Source organism: Streptomyces sp. NPDC046727, assembly GCF_040645635.1.
Lineage (GTDB): Bacteria > Actinomycetota > Actinomycetes > Streptomycetales > Streptomycetaceae > Streptomyces.
This window is the reverse complement of sequence record NZ_JBEYYR010000007.1, coordinates 288413-304711: the sequence shown is the minus strand read 5'-3', so window position 1 is coordinate 304711 and position 16299 is coordinate 288413. Positions and strand designations below refer to the sequence as shown.

The following is a 16299-nucleotide window of genomic DNA, read 5'->3' as shown; positions in this document are numbered from 1 at the left end:
AGCGTGAGGGAAACGCCCGGTTACATACCGAACCCGGAAGCTAAGCCTCACAGCGCCGATGGTACTGCAGGGGGGACCCTGTGGGAGAGTAGGACACCGCCGAACAAATATTGAGAAAACCCCCGCATCGAAAGATGCGGGGGTTTTCTGCGTTCAGGGCGCTCGCCACGACGAGCCGGCCCAGCTGGTGCGTGGCCAGGACCGACTTGATCACCGGTGCGTCTGCCGCGCGGGCACTGGCCCCAAAATAGGGCGTGCCACGGACAACGCCTGGTCTACGGTGGCCACATGACCGTTCTGACCAGGAGCGACTACGTCGTTCGCGCCATACGTCCCGACGACTGGGAGCGGGTGAAGCGGCTGCGGCTGGACGCGCTGCGGGATCCGGTCGCCCACCTCGCCTTCCTGGAGAACTACGAGGAGGCGGCGGCCCGGCCGGACGCGTTCTGGCAGGACCGGGCCGTCGGCTCGGGCGAGGGATCGACGACGGCCCTCCAGTTCATCGCCGAGGCGCCCGACGGGACGTGGGCCGGTTCGGTCACCGTGCTCGTCGAGGAGGCCGGGACGCAGGACTGGGCCGGGTATCCGGTCGACCGGCGGCAAGGGCACATGGTCGGGGTGTTCGTACGGCCCGAGCACCGGGGGAACGGGCTGGTCGAGGCGCTGTTCGAAGCCGGTGTGGCGTGGGCGTGGGAGCGGGGGGCCGAGCGGGTACGGCTGTTCGTCCACGCGGAGAACACGCGGGCGCAGGCGGCGTACCGGAAGATCGGCTTCGGGCCGAGCGGGCTGACGGTGTCCTTCTCGAAGAACGAGGCGGAGGACGAGTTGGAGTTCGTTCTGGAGCGGCAGTCCTAGACCGGGAGTTCCTGGTGGGGCCAGCGGGAGCGGGCCTGTTCGCGGGAGCGGAGGAGGGCGAGCGTCGGCAGGCCCTGGTCGGCTCCGGTGGCGAGCAGGGACGGTAGCTCGGGGAACGGGGCCACGGCCGCGATGTCGTCCAGGACCAGGGTGAGTGGTGGGTCGAGCCGACCGGAGGATGACCGTTCGGCCATGCGCCGGCCGCGCTCGACCACGCTGGAGACGAGGGCCGTCAGGAGCGGCATGGCGCCCGGGTCGCTCCTCGGATCCTCGATGGATTCACCGACCACATAAAGCGTGCCCCCTTCGTCTACGAAGGAATCCAAGGCGAGCGCATCAGTTCGGTTTGGGGTGCAGGCCTCGCGGATGTTGACCGTGGAGAGCGCGGCCAGGGCGCGGCTGGTCAGCTCGTGCGCCATGTCGCGGCGTTCGGGGTGCGCGGTGAGGGCGGCTTCCAGCTCGCCCGCGGCGCCGGGGGCGGCCTTGGGGTGGGTACGGAGGGTACGGACGGCGTCCTGCACCTGGGTGCCCTGGGACCAGCGGTGGACGTGCCGGACGGTGCGGTTCTCCAGGGCGGCGGCGTGCAGGTAGCTCCGCAGGAGGGTGGTCGCGGTGTCCGCCAAGGCCTGGTCGATCCTGGCGGTGGGGCGTACGGGGGCGAGCAGGGCTGTCGCCCGGTGCAGGGCCGTTTGTCTGTCCTCGCAGCCGGTGGTGGGGGACCAGTGGAGGCGGGCCGGGGTGTCGCAGAGGTGGGTGGGGTCGTAGAGGAGGGTGGGGCCGAGTTTGGCCCTGGCGTCCTTTGTCTCCGACCAGAGGGTGGGGTTGGAGGTGACGATGATCGTGGGGCCGGGGGCGGCTTGGATGGCCCGGGCTGCGGTGACCTGGCGGGTTGCGGGGGGTGCGTAGTGCATCGCGCCTTCGGTGCGGTGTGTTTCCCACCCGGAGAAGTCGCCCGATTCCCGCGGCACAGGCTCACTGCGAGGCGCGGGGACCTCGGGGTGGGGGGTGGAGGCGGCGACGGAGGCGGGGGCGCCGCCGGCTGTGGGCGTTCCGGCTGTGGCAGCGGCTCCGGCTGTGGGTGCGGGTGCCGCGGTTTCGGGTGCAGGGCTCTTGGCCATGGGCCCGATGACTGCCGGGCCGCCAGCCACTGGCCCGCCCACCGCGGTCCCGCCGCCCGCATAGGTGCCGGTCGCAGGCCCGACCGTTGCCGGCCCGCCCATCGCAGGCCCGCCACCCGCAAGCCCACCGGTCACAGGGTCGCCCGCCGCAGGCCGGCCGCCCGCAGCCCCGCCCGCCGTTGCCCCAGCGACCGTCGGCCCGGTGGCCGTCGGCCCCGTTGCTCTCGTCTCTGCCCTTCTGGCCTTGGTTGCTCGCCAGCGGGCCACCGTGCCCAGCACGAAGAGCGTCAGGACGAGGAGGATCATCAGTTGGCCGATGAACAGGCCCCAGAACAGGCCCCAGCCGGAGAGTTGGGTCGGTGGGGTGTTCGGCCAGGCGCCGGTGATGTCGTGTGGTCGGGCGATGAGGTGGCGCATGGCCAGGGGGGTGCGCGTGAAGGTGACGCCGTGGGGCCAGGCGCCCTGGGCGAACCAGGCCGCCAGGCCCGTGGCCGTCCACACCAGCACGGTCATGCCGAGGAGGAACGCGAGCATGCCGATGAGCAGGCCGTCGGGGATGCCGCCCTGGCCCTCCCGGCGGTTGTCGCGGCGGTCGTCCGGTGTCACCTTGTCCTCCCCGTTCTGCCCCGCGTCCCCTTACGCCACCGTCGACTCGGAGTCGCCCAGGTGCTGCTCCACGAAGGCGGCGGCCCGGCGCTCGGCCTCCAGTTCGGCCGCGTGCAGGGGGTCGTCCGCCGTGAGGTCGCTGGAGGACTCGGTCATCGCGCGGTCGGTGAAGACCAGGGGCCGTTCCGTCTCGGTGACCAGGTGTTTGACGACCTGGACGTTGCCGTTGACGTCCCAGACGGCGATGCCGGGGGTGAGGGTGGGGATGATCTCCACCGCCCAGCGGGGGAGGCCCAGGACGCGGCCGGTCGCCCGCGCCTCGTCGGCTTTCTGGGCGTAGATCGTCCTCGTCGACGCCATCTTCAGGATGGCCGCGGCTTCCTTTGCCGCCGCGCCGTCGACGACGTCCGACAGGTGGTGGACGACCGCCACGAAGGAGAGACCGAGCCGGCGGCCGAACTTCAGCAGGCGCTGGAACAGCTGGGCCACGAACGGACTGTTGATGATGTGCCAGGCCTCCTCGACCAGGAAGATGCGCTTCTTCCGGTCGGGGCGGATCCAGGTGTGCTCCAGCCACACGCCGACGATCGCCATGAGGATCGGCATGGCGATGGAGTTGCGGTCGATGTGGGACAGGTCGAAGACGATGAGAGGGGCGTCGAGGTCGATGCCGACCGTGGTCGGGCCGTCGAACATGCCGCGGAGGTCACCGTCGACCAGGCGGTCCAGGACGAGGGCGACGTCCAGGCCCCAGGCCCGTACGTCGTCTATGGCGACGTTCATCGCCTCCGCCGACTCCGGCTCGGGGTGCCGTAGCTGCTCCACGATGTCGGTCAGGACCGGCTGGCGGTCGACGATCGTCTCGTTGACGTAGGAGTGGGCGACCTTGAGGGCGAAGCCGGAACGTTCGTCCAGGCCGTGACCCATCGCGACCTCGATGATCGTGCGGAGCAGCGCGAGCTGGCCCGTCGTCGTGATCGCGGGGTCCAGGGGGTTCAGGCGGATGCCGTGGTCCAGGGCGGCCGTCGGGTCCAGCCGGATGGGTGTTATCCCCAGCTCCTGCGCGATCAGGTTCCACTCGCCCACCCCGTCCTCGCCCTGCGCGTCCAGGACGACGACCTGGCGGTCCCTGAACCGCAGCTGGCGCAGGACGTACGTCTTCTCCAGCGCCGACTTGCCGTTGCCGGACTCGCCCAGGACCAGCCAGTGCGGGGCCGGCAGCTGCTGGCCGTACAGCTGGAAGGGGTCGTAGATGTAGCCCTTCCCGGAGTACACCTCGCGGCCGATGATGACGCCGGAGTCGCCGAGGCCGGGCGCGGCGGTCGGCAGGTAGACCGCCTGGGCCTGGCCCGTGGACGTGCGGACCGGCAGGCGGGTCGTCTCGACCTTGCCGAAGAGAAAGGACGTGAAGGCGTCGGTGAGGACGGACAGCGGGTCCCGCATCGGTGAATCAGCCCCTACCTTCGGATGCCGGTGGCGAAGGGAAGTGTGTTCACGAAGGCGCGGTGGTGCTCTCGGTCGCACCACTCCAGCTTGAGGTACGACTTGCCGGCGGAGGCCCTTATCGTGCGCTTGTCGCGGGCGAGGGACTCCGGGGAGCGGGAGGAGACGGTGATGTAGCCGACGAGGTTGACGCCCGCCGCGCCGCTGGCGAGGTCTTCGCCGCGCTGGTCGAGACGGTTGTGCGCGGCGATGTCGCGCGGGTCGACGGTCCGGTTCATCTTGGCGGCGCGGGACGCCTCGGCCTCGTCGTTGGTCTTCTCGGTCAGCATGCGTTCGATGGCGATCTCGGTGGGTTCGAGGTCCATGGTCACGGCGACCGTGCGGATGACGTCCGGGGTGTGGACGAGGAGGGGCGCCAGGAAGTTCACCCCCACGGGGGTCATCGGCCACTCCTTCACCCAGGCGGTGGCGTGGCACCAGGGGGCGCGGGTGCCGGACTCGCGGGTCTTGGCCTGGAGGTAGGTGGGCTCCATGGCGTCCAGCTCGGCCGGCCAGGCGTTGCGCTTGGTCATCGCCTGGATGTGGTCGATGGGGTGGTCGGGGTCGTACATGGAGTGGATGAGGGACGCCAGCCGACCCTGGCCGAGCGGCTGCCGGACGCGGATGTCGGCCTCCTGGAGCCGCGAGCAGATGTCGGTCAGCTCGCGGGCCATGACGACGGCGAGCCCGGAGTCCCGGTCGACCTTGCCGCCGTGGGCGCGGACGGCGCGGGCCATGGCGTGTGCCTCGGCGGCCAGTTCGCGGTTGTAGTGCATGCAGGCGACGAGGTAGGCGCGGTGCTGCTCGCTGCTGGTGGACACCATGGACTGCAGCTGGTCGTAGGACTGCTGGAGCCAGCCCGGGGAGCGGTCGTCGCCGCGCAGGACGACGTCCTTGGCGTGCGCGTCCGGGTCGGCGGGGAGGGTGCGGGCGAGCATCTGCAGCCGGGTGACGAAGCCGTCGCCGTTGGCGACGTGCTTGAGCAGGGTGCCGAAGCGGTCGACCAGGGCCTCCTGGTCCTCGGAGTCGCGCAGTCCGACGCCGGGGCCCTCGATCTCGATGGCGGCGGTGACGGTCTTGCGGTCGGCGTGCAGGAGTACGGCGATCTCGTCGGGTCCGAAGGGTGCGGCGAGCCAGGTGATGCGGCCGATGCCGGGCGGGGGCCCGATCTCGACCTCGCGGCCGTCGAGCCGGGTGCCGGCCTCCATGGTGGCGGACCGGTAGACGGCCCCGCGCTTGAGGGTCCGCTTGTACGAGCGGTTGATCTCGAACCACTTGTAGAAGGTGCGGCGCTTGTACGGCACGTAGACCGCGGCGAGCGCGAGCAGCGGGAAGCCCGTCAGCAGCACGATCCGCAGGGACAGGACCGGGACGAGCAGGCCGCACATCATGCCGAGGAACGCGCCGACGATGATCAGCGCGATCTCGCCGGACTCACGGTTCCGGCCGACGATCGCGTTCGGCCGGGCGCGGCCGATGAGATACGTACGGCGGGGCGTGACCGGATGGGACAGGTGGGACTCGGTCGTCAACGCCCTTCACCTCCCGAGCGGTTGTTGCGGGCGTTGCTGGCGTGCGGGGTGTTGACCGGGCTGGACGCGCGGGGCGCGGGCGTGGCGGAGGGGACGGCTCCGCCGGAGCCCCCGGTGGGGGTACGGCTGCTGTGGGCGGCGACGCCGCCGGTGGCGGGGTTGGCCGGGCGGGGGGTGCTGCCGGACTGGCCGCCGTTGTTGTCGGCGCGGGTGCTGTGGGTCTTGATGCCCTGGGCGACGAGGGTGGCGGGTGAGCTGATGACGGCGGCGGCCTTGCTCTCGGCGCCCTGCATGATGCGGTTGTTGCGGGAGCCGGCGATCTCGTCGCCGAAGCCGGGGACGAAGCGGTAGATCATCGCGCTGGCGAAGATGGCGAGCAGGATGATGGCGAGGCCGGAGACGACGGCGGAGAAGGCGTCGGGGCCGTTGCCGCCGGAGAGCGCGCCGGCGAGGCCGAGCACGATGACGATGACGGGTTTGACCAGGATGACGGCGATCATGATCCCCGCCCAGCGGCGGACGTGTCCCCACAGGTTCTTGTCGACGAGGCCCGCGTAGACGACGGTGCCGAGGAGGGCGCCGACGTAGAGCAGGGCGGCGCGGATGACCAGCTCCAGCCAGAGGACGCCGGCGGCGAGGATGCTGACCAGGGAGACGACGATCAGCATGATCGGGCCGCCGCCGATGTCGGTGCCCTTGCCCAGGGCGCCGGAGAAGGTGCCGAAGAACGTGTCGGCCTGGTCGCCGGTGGCCTTCGCGAGGACGTCCGTGACGCCGTCCGTCGCCGAGACGACGGTGTACAGGATCAGAGGGGTGAAGGCGGAGGCCAGCACGGTGAGCCAGAGGAAGCCGACGGCTTCGGAGATGGCGGTGGTCAGCGGCACGCCTCGTACGGCCCTCTTGGCCACGGCCAGCAGCCACAGGAGGAGGGTCAGGATGGTGGAGGCGGCGAAGACGATGGCGTACTGCTTCAGAAAGGCCTGATTGGTGAAGTCGACGCTGGCGGTCTCTTTCACGGCCTTGCTGAGCTTCCCGATGGTCCAGGAGGCGGCGTCGGCACATCCCTTGGCGAGGGAGGAGAGGGGGTCGAGGGTGTCGGTGAGGGGGGTGTTGGTGGAGCCCGATGACCCCTTGGAGCCGTTGTCCTTCTCGCAGAACTCCTTGGCGGCATCACGGATCAGGGCACAGGGATCGCTGCTCGTCGTCGGGCTGGGTGTGGGCGACGGGGTGGGCGCAGCGAAGGCACGGGCCGTGAGTAGCAGCATGGCCGTCTGCACAGTTCCGAGGACCGTCGCGATCCTGAGGACGCGGTGGTTAGCGCGCATACGTGAACCCTCCGTACTCCTCGACGGCCTTCGTCATGTCGGCCGCGGTGGAGGCCGTCTGGTCACGGCCTACGGGAACCGGACCGTCCTTCTGCTGGAAGTCGGTGACCTTCCAGTCGCCATCCACCCACGTCAGCCTGTACGTCGTGGTGTACCAGCTCTCTGTCACCGGATTCTTGGAGGCTTCACCGGAGAGGCCGAACAGTGAGGTGTACCAGACCTCGACGGTTGTGCTGTCCGATCCGGAGGAGGTGACTTTGGTGCCGACCGGAATAACGCGGGAGACGAACGTCTGGCCCTTCGGAGCGGTGCCGTCCTTGGCCAAGCCGATGTTGGCGAGGAACTTCTCGTTGGAGTAGGCGTTGTCCATGGCGGACTGCTTGGCAGTTGCTACGTCGGGGGTATAGACCGTGCTCACGATCTGGTGCCGCCACGCGGTGTTGAACATCTCAGCCGATCCCAGGGCGACCGCGTAATTCGCCGCCGCGCTCTGTGCCCCCTGCTCCGTGTGTGCGAACCCCGTCGGGATGTTGCCGGTCTTCGTCTCGATCGGCTTGGTTCCGCTGGCCGCGGTCGAGGCGGCCCGGGGCTGGTCGTCCTTTGGCGTCGCGTTGTCGCCGGAGGAACTGTCACCCCGATTGGCAAAAGCGATCGCTGCGATCAGGAGGACTACCACGCCGACCACCGTGACCAGGCTTCTGGAGGAGGAGCGGTGGGGGCGGCGGGGGGCGCCGCCGTAGGGGTCGGTTTCGGGGAGGCGGGTTCGGGTGTGGCCCGTCTCGGGGTAGTCGGTGTAGGCCTGGTCGTCTCCGGGACTCATGCCGTCTGCGCTCCCTCACCCTCGTAGACATACGACGGTAGCCGTGCTGGTTCCCGCGCGGGCGCGGTGTGGTGACTCGACATCAGGGAAACGCAACCTCAGCCGGTGGGCATGACGGGTGGGTGGGGTGGAGGGGGGAGCCGGCTACACCGCCATGCCGTACACGATGGTGAACAGGGTGCCGAGGGAGCCGATGATGAAGACTCCGGTGAGGCCGGCGATGATCAGGCCCTTGCCCTGTTCGGCGCTGAAGGTGTCCCGGAGGGCCGTGGCGCCGATGCGCTGCTTCGCCGCGCCCCATACCGCGATGCCGAGACAGAGGAGGATGGCCACGGCCATGACCACCTCGATCATCACCTTGGCCTCGTTGCCCAGGCTGCCGAAGGGGCCCCAGTCCGGAGCGATCCCGCCGATGATGGTGTTGATGTCTCCCTTGTCGGCCGCAAAGAGCATGTAAGTCACCGCCCCTGGTGGGTAGTTCCGCGAGCGCCCCTGCGGTGTGCAGAGGTCAGGCCTCATTGTCGCCGACAACGCCGCCAACGTATGTCGACTTGACGTCATTGACTGGCGGGTTTCGTACGAATGGCACGTACGGTCACTCTGTGTATCACGGCAGGTCACCGCGGGCAACGAGGTCGGAGCGGAACCTGTCGTGTGGTTCTGTCGTTGACCTCCTTTACGACCTGGCGCGGTTTCTGACGGCCGGTCGGGTGAGGCGTCGCGTCGATGTTCTCACGGGCGGCGGCGGGCACGGGAAAACGGGCCGCGGCTGGGTGCCGTGGCCCGTCTTCCGTTTTCCTGCCGCCGAGGGGACCCCACGCCCCCCTCCGCCGGCGGCTCCCCGTGACCCGACGGGGTGGTTCGGGTGGTGCTCAGCCGGTGAAGGCGTCCGTGCCCTCGGGGGTGCCCCAGCCGGTCGGGCCGTCGTAGCCCGAGGCGGCCGTGCACAGGTAGCCGGTGGAGCAGCTGCCGTTGCTGCCGCTGATGACGTCGTTCAGGGCGGAGGTGCCGGCGGCCCGGTACGGGAACTCGGCCGGATAGCTGCCGCTTGACGGGGTGCCGGCCAGGGCGTAGACGCCGGCGATGATCGGGGCGGAGGCGCTGGTGCCGCCGAAGGTGTACCAGCCGGCGGTGACGCCGTAGGAGTCGTAGACGGAGACGCCGGTCGCCGGGTCGGCCACCGCGGACACGTCCGCGACGGTGCGCCTGGCGCAGCCGGTGTCGGTCTGCCAGGACGGCTTGGCGTCGTAGGAGGAGCAGCCGGAGCCGGTGCCCTCGGTGCTGGACGTGTTCCAGACCGTTTCGGTCCAGCCCCGGGTGGTGGAGGAGGTCTTCAGGGCGGTGCCGCCCACCGCCGTCACGTACTTGGAGGCGGCCGGGTACTCGGCGCCGTAGCCCTCGTCGCCGGCGGAGACGGTGATGGCGACGCCGGGGTGGTTGAAGTACGAGGAGTCGTACGTCGAGTCGGAGGACGACTCCGAGCCGCCGTAGCTGTTGGAGACGTACTTCGCGCCGAGTTTGACGGCCTCGTTCACCGCGGTGCCCAGGTTGGCCGTGCTCGCGGACTTGGCCTCGACGAGCAGGATGTTGCAGTTCGGGCAGACGGCGGAGGCCATGTCCAGGTCGAGGGACTCCTCCTCGGCCCAGCCGCTGTCGGCGGTGGGGAGGGAGGTCGTGGAGCCGGTCTGGCCGACCTTCTTGAAGCAGCCGTTCGCGGTGGTGCAGGAGGGCAGCCCATAGTGACTGCGGTACTTGGCCAGGTCGGCCGCGGCGTTGGGGTCGTCGTAGGCGTCGACGATGGCGATGGTCTCGCCGGAGCCGCCCGCGGCGGCGGAGGTGAGGCCGTAGGCGTCCTGGAGGTCGGAGGGGCCGTAGCCGGTGGGGTCGGCGGCGGCGGCCTTGGGCGTGACGCGGGCGCTCTCGCCGGTCCGCTGGGCGCGGGCCTTCTCGAAGGCGGTGACGCCGCCGGTGACGCGGAAGGAGTGGCAGGCGAGTTCGCCCTTGTGCTTGGGGGTGGCACACGGGGTGGCGGTCCAGGTCACCTTGGCCGAGGCGGACTTGGTGGCCTGGGCGGGGGTGGCGGCGTCCGCGTGGGTCGCGGTGCCCAGGCCGGCGAACAGGAGCGCGGCGGTGGTCGCGGCTGCCGCGCCGATCCGGCGCCGTCTGCCGGATGTGTGGGGGGAGTTGGACGGAGGGGTACGCAAGGTGGAGCCTCCTGGATGGGGTGGGACGTCAGGCCCGCGGGTGTGGGGGAACCACCGGTGGTGACCGGTGGGGGCGGCGGCCCGCGACGACCATCGCTTGTTGAGTACGCGACAACAAGAGGCTTTCGGAATTCTGACTTCGGCGTTACCGAAGCGGGTTCGGGGCTTACCGCCCGATGGTGGCGGGATGGCTCTGCGCTGGGCGGTGCTTGACCGGGGGCACAGGGGGTCCACAGCCTCCGTGCCCGAGGCGGCTAGCGCGGGCGCAGGCCGTGCAGCAGCAGGTGGACGTGCGCGTCCAGGCCCGCCAGGGTCTCCTCCGCGTCGAGCGCGCAGCCGGCGATGAGGGCGGCCAGGCCGTGCATGCTCGCGGCGGCGGCGGTGGTGATGCGCTCGGGGTCGCCCTGGACGATCTCGCCGCGTTCCTGGCCGTCCGCGATCAGCCGGGTGAAGAGGGCGAGGGACTGCTCGACGGCCGCCGCGAGCTGGGCGGAGCTGTCGGGGTGGTGCTTGCGCGCGAACATCAGCTCCAGCAGCTCGGGGTTCTCGACAGCGAAGCCGAGGTAGGCGCGCGCGAGCGCCGTCATCCGCTCCTCGAAGGGCCGGTCGGGGCGGTCGACGGCGCCGGCCAGGGTCCGGTTCATGCGCTCGTACCCGTCGTGCGCCAGGGCGTCCAGCAGGGCCTGCTTGTCCTTGAAGTGGCGGCCGGGGGCGGCGTGGCTCACGCCGATGTCCCGGGCCAGCTCGCGCAGCGAGAGCGCGCCGGTCCCCTTCTCGCGCAGCGTGCGCTCGGCGCTCTGGAGCAGGGCGGCGCGCAGGTCTCCGTGGTGGTAGGGGCGGCTCGCGGGCATGCGCATCATCGTAACGCCATGTTGTCGCTGTCAGCTTTGTTGGCTCTGTCACCATTGTTGTCATTGACAGCATTGTTGGCGCTGCCTACATTGAGGGCATGGCTGATACGACCGCAGCGCGCGGCAAGCGCGGCAAGTGGAACGCGACCCACCTTCCCGACCTGACCGGCCGTGCGGCCGTGGTCACCGGTGCCAACAGCGGCATCGGACTCGCCGCCGCCCGGGCCCTCGCCGGGGCCGGGGCGCACGTGGTGTTCGCCGTACGGGACCTCGCCCGGGGCGGCGCCGCCGCGGCCGGGGTGGGCGGCAGCACCGAGGTGCGCCGGCTGGACCTGGCGGACCTCGACTCGGTGCGCGAGTTCGCCGCCGGCTGGGACCGCCCGCTGGACCTGCTGATCAACAACGCGGGCGTGATGATGCTGCCGGAGCAGCGCACCCGGCAGGGCTTCGAGACGCAGTTCGGCACCAACCACCTCGGGCACTTCGCGCTGACCAACCTGCTGCTGCCGTATGTGACCGACCGGGTGGTGACCGTGTCGTCCGGCGCGCACCGCATGGGCGACAAGGTGATCCACTTCGAGGACGTGAACCTGCGCGGGAACTACAGCCCCACGCGCGCCTACGCCCAGTCCAAGCTGGCCAACCTCCTGTTCACCCTGGAACTCCAGCGGCGCCTGGCCGAGGCCGGGTCCGCCGTACGGGCCCTCGCGGCCCACCCCGGCTGGGCGGCCACCAACCTCCAGAGCCACCACGCCAACCCCCTGGCCCGGGCCGTCATGGCGGTCGGCAACAGGTTCCTCGCCCAGGACGACAGGGCCGGCGCCCTGCCCACCCTCTACGCGGCGACCCAGGACCTGCCCGGCGCCGCCTACGTCGGCCCCGACGGCCCGGCCGAGATGCGCGGCGCCCCGACCCTGGTCGGCCGCAGCGCGGCGGCGAGCGACCCGGCGGCGGCCCGGCGGCTGTGGACGCTGTCCGAGGAGCTGACGGGCGTGGAATGGGGGCTCACGGCGCGGGTACGGTGACGGGACCGGGGGACCCGCCCCCGGCGGCGCCCAGGGAGGAGCGACGCATGACCGGCCCCGCGGACTTCCGCCTGACCGGCCGCACCGCCCTGGTCACCGGCTCGGTGCGGGGGCTCGGCCTGGAGATGGCGCGGGGGCTGGCCGCGGCCGGCGCGCACGTCGTCGTGAACGGCCGGAACGCGGACACGCTGGAGGAGACCGCCGCGCGCCTGCGCGACGAGGGCGGGTACGACATCACGGCCGCCGCGTTCGACGTCACCGACCGGGCGGCGGCCGAGCGGGCGGTGGCGGCGCTGGACGCCGTCGACATCCTCGTCAACAACGTCGGCCACCGTGACCGGCGGGGTGTGGCCGAGATGACGCCCGAGGAGCTGGCCGAGCTGCTCGACACCCATCTGGCCTCGGCCTACGCCCTGAGCCAGCTGGTGGCGCTGGGGCTGGCCGAGCGGGGCGCTTCGGGCCGCATCATCAACGTCTCCTCGGTGGTCGGGCGGCTGGGCCGCACCGGGGACGTCGGCTACGCCACCGCCAAGGCGGGCCTCGACGGCCTGACCCGGGCGCTGGCCGCGGACCTCGGCCCGAGCGGTACGACCGTCAACTCCGTGGCCCCGGGCACCTTCGCGACCGAGGTCAACGCCGGACTCGCCGCCGACCCGGAGTGGACCCACTGGCTGCGCACCCGCACCGCGCTGGGCCGCTGGGGCCGGCCGGAGGAGATCGCGGGCATCGTCGTCTTCCTGGCGAGCGACGCGGCGTCCTTCATCACGGGACAGACGATCGCGGTGGACGGCGGGATGACGACGACGTTCTGACCGCCGCAATGCCCGGCCCCTGCGCAGCGGTGGCGGCCGGGCCGGGGTTCACAGGAGAACCGTTCACAGGAAAATCTCAGAGAAGCCGGGGCGCGTTTCTCACCTTCGTGGGCCAGAGTGGGCCTGATGAAGCGCATCTCACGCGGCCCGGGCACCTCGCGGCCCGCGTTGCTCGGGGCTGTCGTGCTGCTCGCGCTGACCTCGGCCTCCGTGGCCGCCGCCGACGACGGGCCGGGACCCCTCGGGGTCACCGCCGAGACCGTCGCGACCCGGCAGAGCGTGCGGGTGGGCGCGCTGTTCGCCGCGGACCGGCCCGGGGGCCACTTCTGCACCGCTTCCGTGGTGGACAGTCCGCACGGCGATCTGATCGTCACCGCCGCGCACTGCGTGGCCGGCGCCGAAAGCGATCTGGTGTTCGTGCCGGGCTACCGCGACGGCCGGGCGCCGGACGGGGTGTGGCGGGTGACGCGGCGGTTCCTGCCCGACGGGTGGGCCAGGGACCAGGACGAGGACAGCGACCTCGCCTTCGCCGCCGTCGCCGACCGGGACGGCGAGCGGCTGGAGGACGTGGCCGGCGCCAACCGGTTCGCGACCGGGGTGGCCACCGGCGCCACCGCGGTGACCGTCACCGGCTACCCCGACTCCCGCGAGACCCCCATCACCTGCACCAACAAGCCGACCCCGCACGGCCGTACGCAACAGCGCATCGACTGCCCCGAGTTCACCGGCGGCACCAGCGGCAGCCCCTGGGTCAACGGCGATCAGCAGATCGTCGGCATACTCGGCGGCCACGAACAGGGCGGCACCACGGCGGACACGTCGTACAGCGTGGTGCTGGGGGGCCGGGCGGCCGAGCTGTACCGGGAGGCGACGGGCGGGCCGGGAGCGGACTGAGGGGGCGTCACTCCGGCTGTCCGCCTGTGAAATGGCGCCACTTCGCGCCCAAATGGCCTTGAACGGCGCCCGCATGGGGGAAAGTTGGACCGTGCGGAAGGTATGGGTGATCGGTGGTGCGGGCGTCGCGCTCGGCACGGGGTTCGTCATGCTGCTCGTCGTCGGCGTGTACATCGTGGCCGGGAACCTGGTCAACGGGGTGACCTCGGGGAGCCGGGGGCTGGCCAAGGGGGCCGTGCCGGCCGCCTACAAGTCGCTCGTGCAGGAGTGGGGGAACCTGTGCCCGGCGCTCAGCCCCGCCCTGCTCGCCGCCCAGCTGTACCAGGAGAGCGGGTGGAACCCGACCGTCGTCAGTCCGGCCGACGCGCGGGGCATCGCGCAGTTCATCCCCAGTACGTGGGCGACGCACGGCATCGACGGCAACCGGGACGGGAAGCGGGACATCTGGGACCCCAGTGACGCGATTCCGTCGGCCGCCTCCTACGACTGCGAGCTGGCGAAGTACGTGAAGGACGTGCCGGGGGACGTCTCCGACAACATGCTCGCCGCCTACAACGCCGGTGCCTACCGCGTCATCAGGTCCGGCGGGGTGCCGGCCATCAGCGAGACGCAGAACTACGTCAAGCGGATCCGCAGCCTGGAGAAGAGCTTCGCCGCGCCGGTCAGCCGGATCGACCCCACCCGGCAGGCCGCCGGCGCCATCGCCTTCGCGCAGAGCCGGCTCGGCACGCCCTATCTGTGGGGCGGCGACGGCACCGCCGACCAGGGCGGACGCTTCGACTGCTCGGGCCTGACCAAGGCCGCGTACGAGAAGGTCGGGATCAGCCTGCCGCGGGTCGCCAACGACCAGTACAACGCCGGGCCGCACCCCGCGCGGGACCAACTGCTCCCCGGCGACCTGGTGTTCTTCTCCGACGACCTCACCGACTCGCGGGCCATCCGGCACGTGGGGATCTACGTGGGCGGCGGGTACATGATCGACGCACCGCGCACCGGGGCCGTCATCCGGTTCGACCCGATCGACACCCCCGACTACTTCGGCGCGACCCGCGTCACCGAAGATGGCGCAAAAGCGCTCCCCACGGCCGTGTGAACCGACCGTGAAGCCCCGCCCTGAGCTGCGGCGACGAGTCTCTCTTCGATAACGTCTGAGTGATCATTCAGTGGAGAGTGGAACGTATTGATGGTGGCCGTGCGTTCCTGTTGACGTAGCCGAGCGGACGTCACCACGGCAGTGCAGCGGAAGCGGATCTACGAACCACGGGGGGCAGGAGCGACGCACACCCGGTGCGTCCGGACGAACGACGAAGGGGCCGCAGCACCATGGCTGTACTCGCCGAATCCGGATCGAACCCCGACGTCGAACTGCTCTACGACATCAATGGCCTGGCCAAGGACGCCCCCGGCTGGTTCGACCGGGTGATGGAGTTCGTCGGTGAGTACGGCCTGCTGCTCGCCATGGTGCTGCTGATCCTGTGGTGCTGGTGGTCCGTGCGCCGCAAGGGCGGCGAGGACGCGGCGCCGTCGGTCGCCGCGCTGGTGTGGGCGCCGCTCGCGGCCGGCCTCGCGGTGCTGGTGAACGTCCCGATCCGCGGTTTCGTGGAGCGCCCCCGCCCCTTCGTCGACCACCAGGGCCTGGACGTCCTCGTCGCCGGCAAGAGCGACTTCTCCTTCGTCAGCGACCACGCGACGATCACCATGGCGCTCGGCGTGGGCCTCTTCGTCGCCAACCGCCGCTTCGGCCTCGCGGGTATCGGGCTGGCCCTGCTGGAGGGCTTCTGCCGGGTGTACATGGGCGTGCACTACCCGACGGACGTCGTCGGCGGCTTCGCGCTGGGTACGGCGGTCGTCCTGCTGCTGTCCCCGCTGGCCATGGCCCTGCTCACCCCGCTGGTGCGGGCCGTGGAGCGCTCGCCCCGGGCCGGCCGGCTCGTGCGGCGCAGGCCGGCGGCGGGCGGTGGCCGGGACGCCCTGCTGCCCGGCGCCCGGACGTCCCTGGAAACCGAGGAGCGCGACCTGGCGGCGTAGCTCTACGCTCCCGCGCATGACCAAGTTCTTCGCCACGGTGTGCCTGCCGCCCACCCCGCCCCGCCGGGTGCCGGACGCCATAGCCGTGGCCATGGCGCCGTACGACATGAACGCCACGGACGACTGGAACCCCGTGGGTGAGTGGGACGCCTGGTTCATCCACGTCCACCCCGAGACCCCGTACCTCGTCCGGCCCGAGCACGACGGCGACCGCCGGCTCATCACCGCCGCCACGGACGCCGGCCTCGATCCGCTCGGCCCCCTGGAGTGCTACGGCGGCCCCCGCGGCCTGCTCGACTTCGCCGCCATGCGACAGCGGGCGGTACGGGAGTACGACGCGCAGCGGGCCGCCTGGGACAACCTGGTCGCGGTGCACCCGCCGGCCCGCCCGCTCGCCGAGTTCGTCGCCCGGCACGAGGCCGACCCGGACGGCTATCCGCTGGACCGGGCGAAGGAGGAGCACCTCCTGCAGCCCCTGGTGCAGGAGGTGGCCCAGCGGGCCCTCGCGGGCGACCCGCACTTCGGCATGTCGTTCCTCACCAGCGACCCGGTCGCCCACTTCGCCCGGGACCACGCGGCGGTCCGGGAGAGCGCGCTGCGCACCGCCGTCCCCGGGTACGCCCTGCTCACGCCGGACGGCCGCTGGCGGGACGCCGGCAGCGACGGCTACTGGGAGTGGGCCGACGACCAGCTGGAGCACCTCGACCCGGAGACCGTCGTGGTCGACGTGCTCTGCCACTGCTGACC

The 16299-nt window shown here is 71.3% G+C and carries 15 protein-coding genes and 1 rRNA gene; 8 read left to right on the top strand and 8 right to left on the bottom strand.

Annotation, left to right across the window (positions count from 1 at the left end; all coding sequences use genetic code 11):
• Positions 1-105, top strand: a 5S ribosomal RNA gene (rrf, locus tag ABZ937_RS11990); the annotation flags it as partial.
• 183 nt (positions 106-288) lie between these two features.
• The gene (locus ABZ937_RS11985) at positions 289-855 is read left to right on the top strand and encodes a GNAT family N-acetyltransferase (protein ID WP_361689430.1); all 567 of its coding nucleotides are present in this window, start codon (positions 289-291) and stop codon (positions 853-855) included.
• Here the strand turns inward: ABZ937_RS11985 and ABZ937_RS11980 are convergent.
• The 8 genes from ABZ937_RS11980 to ABZ937_RS11945 form a co-directional block, all read right to left on the bottom strand.
• On the bottom strand, positions 852-2579 hold the full coding sequence (locus tag ABZ937_RS11980; RefSeq protein WP_361689427.1) for a type IV secretory system conjugative DNA transfer family protein: 1728 nt from the start codon (positions 2577-2579) through the stop codon (positions 852-854). The two genes, ABZ937_RS11985 and ABZ937_RS11980, sit on opposite strands and share 4 nt — an antisense overlap.
• Positions 2580-2609: 30 nt before the next feature.
• On the bottom strand, positions 2610-4022 hold the full coding sequence (locus ABZ937_RS11975; RefSeq protein ID WP_361689424.1) for an ATP-binding protein: 1413 nt from the start codon (positions 4020-4022) through the stop codon (positions 2610-2612).
• Between the two features lie 14 nt (positions 4023-4036).
• Positions 4037-5593, bottom strand: coding sequence for an SCO6880 family protein (locus ABZ937_RS11970; RefSeq protein WP_361689421.1), 1557 nt, complete (start codon positions 5591-5593; stop codon positions 4037-4039).
• Entirely contained in the window at positions 5590-6918 is a 1329-nt protein-coding gene (locus ABZ937_RS11965) for a hypothetical protein (RefSeq protein WP_361689418.1), read from the bottom strand. The genes ABZ937_RS11970 and ABZ937_RS11965 overlap by 4 nt, the downstream gene beginning before the upstream one ends.
• The gene (locus tag ABZ937_RS11960; RefSeq protein WP_361689415.1) at positions 6908-7738 is read right to left on the bottom strand and encodes a hypothetical protein; all 831 of its coding nucleotides are present in this window, start codon (positions 7736-7738) and stop codon (positions 6908-6910) included. The genes ABZ937_RS11965 and ABZ937_RS11960 overlap by 11 nt, the downstream gene beginning before the upstream one ends.
• A gap of 144 nt (positions 7739-7882) precedes the next feature.
• Positions 7883-8191, bottom strand: coding sequence for a hypothetical protein (locus ABZ937_RS11955; protein WP_014673544.1), 309 nt, complete (start codon positions 8189-8191; stop codon positions 7883-7885).
• Positions 8192-8610: 419 nt separating this feature from the next.
• Positions 8611-9942 carry a S53 family peptidase gene (locus ABZ937_RS11950; protein WP_361689412.1) on the bottom strand — a complete coding sequence of 444 codons (1332 nt, stop codon included), beginning with the start codon at positions 9940-9942 and terminating at the stop codon, positions 8611-8613.
• 254 nt (positions 9943-10196) lie between these two features.
• A complete protein-coding gene (locus tag ABZ937_RS11945) occupies positions 10197-10802 on the bottom strand; it encodes a TetR/AcrR family transcriptional regulator (protein ID WP_361689410.1) in 606 nt (201 codons plus the stop codon).
• An 89-nt stretch (positions 10803-10891) separates the two neighbouring features.
• Between ABZ937_RS11945 and ABZ937_RS11940 the strand changes: the two genes are divergently transcribed.
• The 6 genes from ABZ937_RS11940 (at position 10892) to ABZ937_RS11915 (ending at position 16297) form a co-directional block, all read left to right on the top strand.
• The gene (locus ABZ937_RS11940; RefSeq protein ID WP_361689407.1) at positions 10892-11818 is read left to right on the top strand and encodes an oxidoreductase; all 927 of its coding nucleotides are present in this window, start codon (positions 10892-10894) and stop codon (positions 11816-11818) included.
• A gap of 47 nt (positions 11819-11865) precedes the next feature.
• Positions 11866-12630 (top strand): SDR family oxidoreductase, encoded by a 765-nt coding sequence (locus tag ABZ937_RS11935; RefSeq protein WP_361689404.1) that lies wholly within the window; start codon positions 11866-11868, stop codon positions 12628-12630.
• 126 nt (positions 12631-12756) lie between these two features.
• Positions 12757-13524 (top strand): trypsin-like peptidase domain-containing protein, encoded by a 768-nt coding sequence (locus ABZ937_RS11930; protein ID WP_361689401.1) that lies wholly within the window; start codon positions 12757-12759, stop codon positions 13522-13524.
• A gap of 91 nt (positions 13525-13615) precedes the next feature.
• On the top strand, positions 13616-14617 hold the full coding sequence (locus ABZ937_RS11925) for a bifunctional lytic transglycosylase/C40 family peptidase (protein ID WP_361689398.1): 1002 nt from the start codon (positions 13616-13618) through the stop codon (positions 14615-14617).
• A gap of 230 nt (positions 14618-14847) precedes the next feature.
• Positions 14848-15552 carry a phosphatase PAP2 family protein gene (locus tag ABZ937_RS11920; protein ID WP_361689395.1) on the top strand — a complete coding sequence of 235 codons (705 nt, stop codon included), beginning with the start codon at positions 14848-14850 and terminating at the stop codon, positions 15550-15552.
• 16 nt (positions 15553-15568) lie between these two features.
• The gene (locus ABZ937_RS11915; RefSeq protein ID WP_361689392.1) at positions 15569-16297 is read left to right on the top strand and encodes a hypothetical protein; all 729 of its coding nucleotides are present in this window, start codon (positions 15569-15571) and stop codon (positions 16295-16297) included.
• Positions 16298-16299 lie beyond the last annotated feature (2 nt).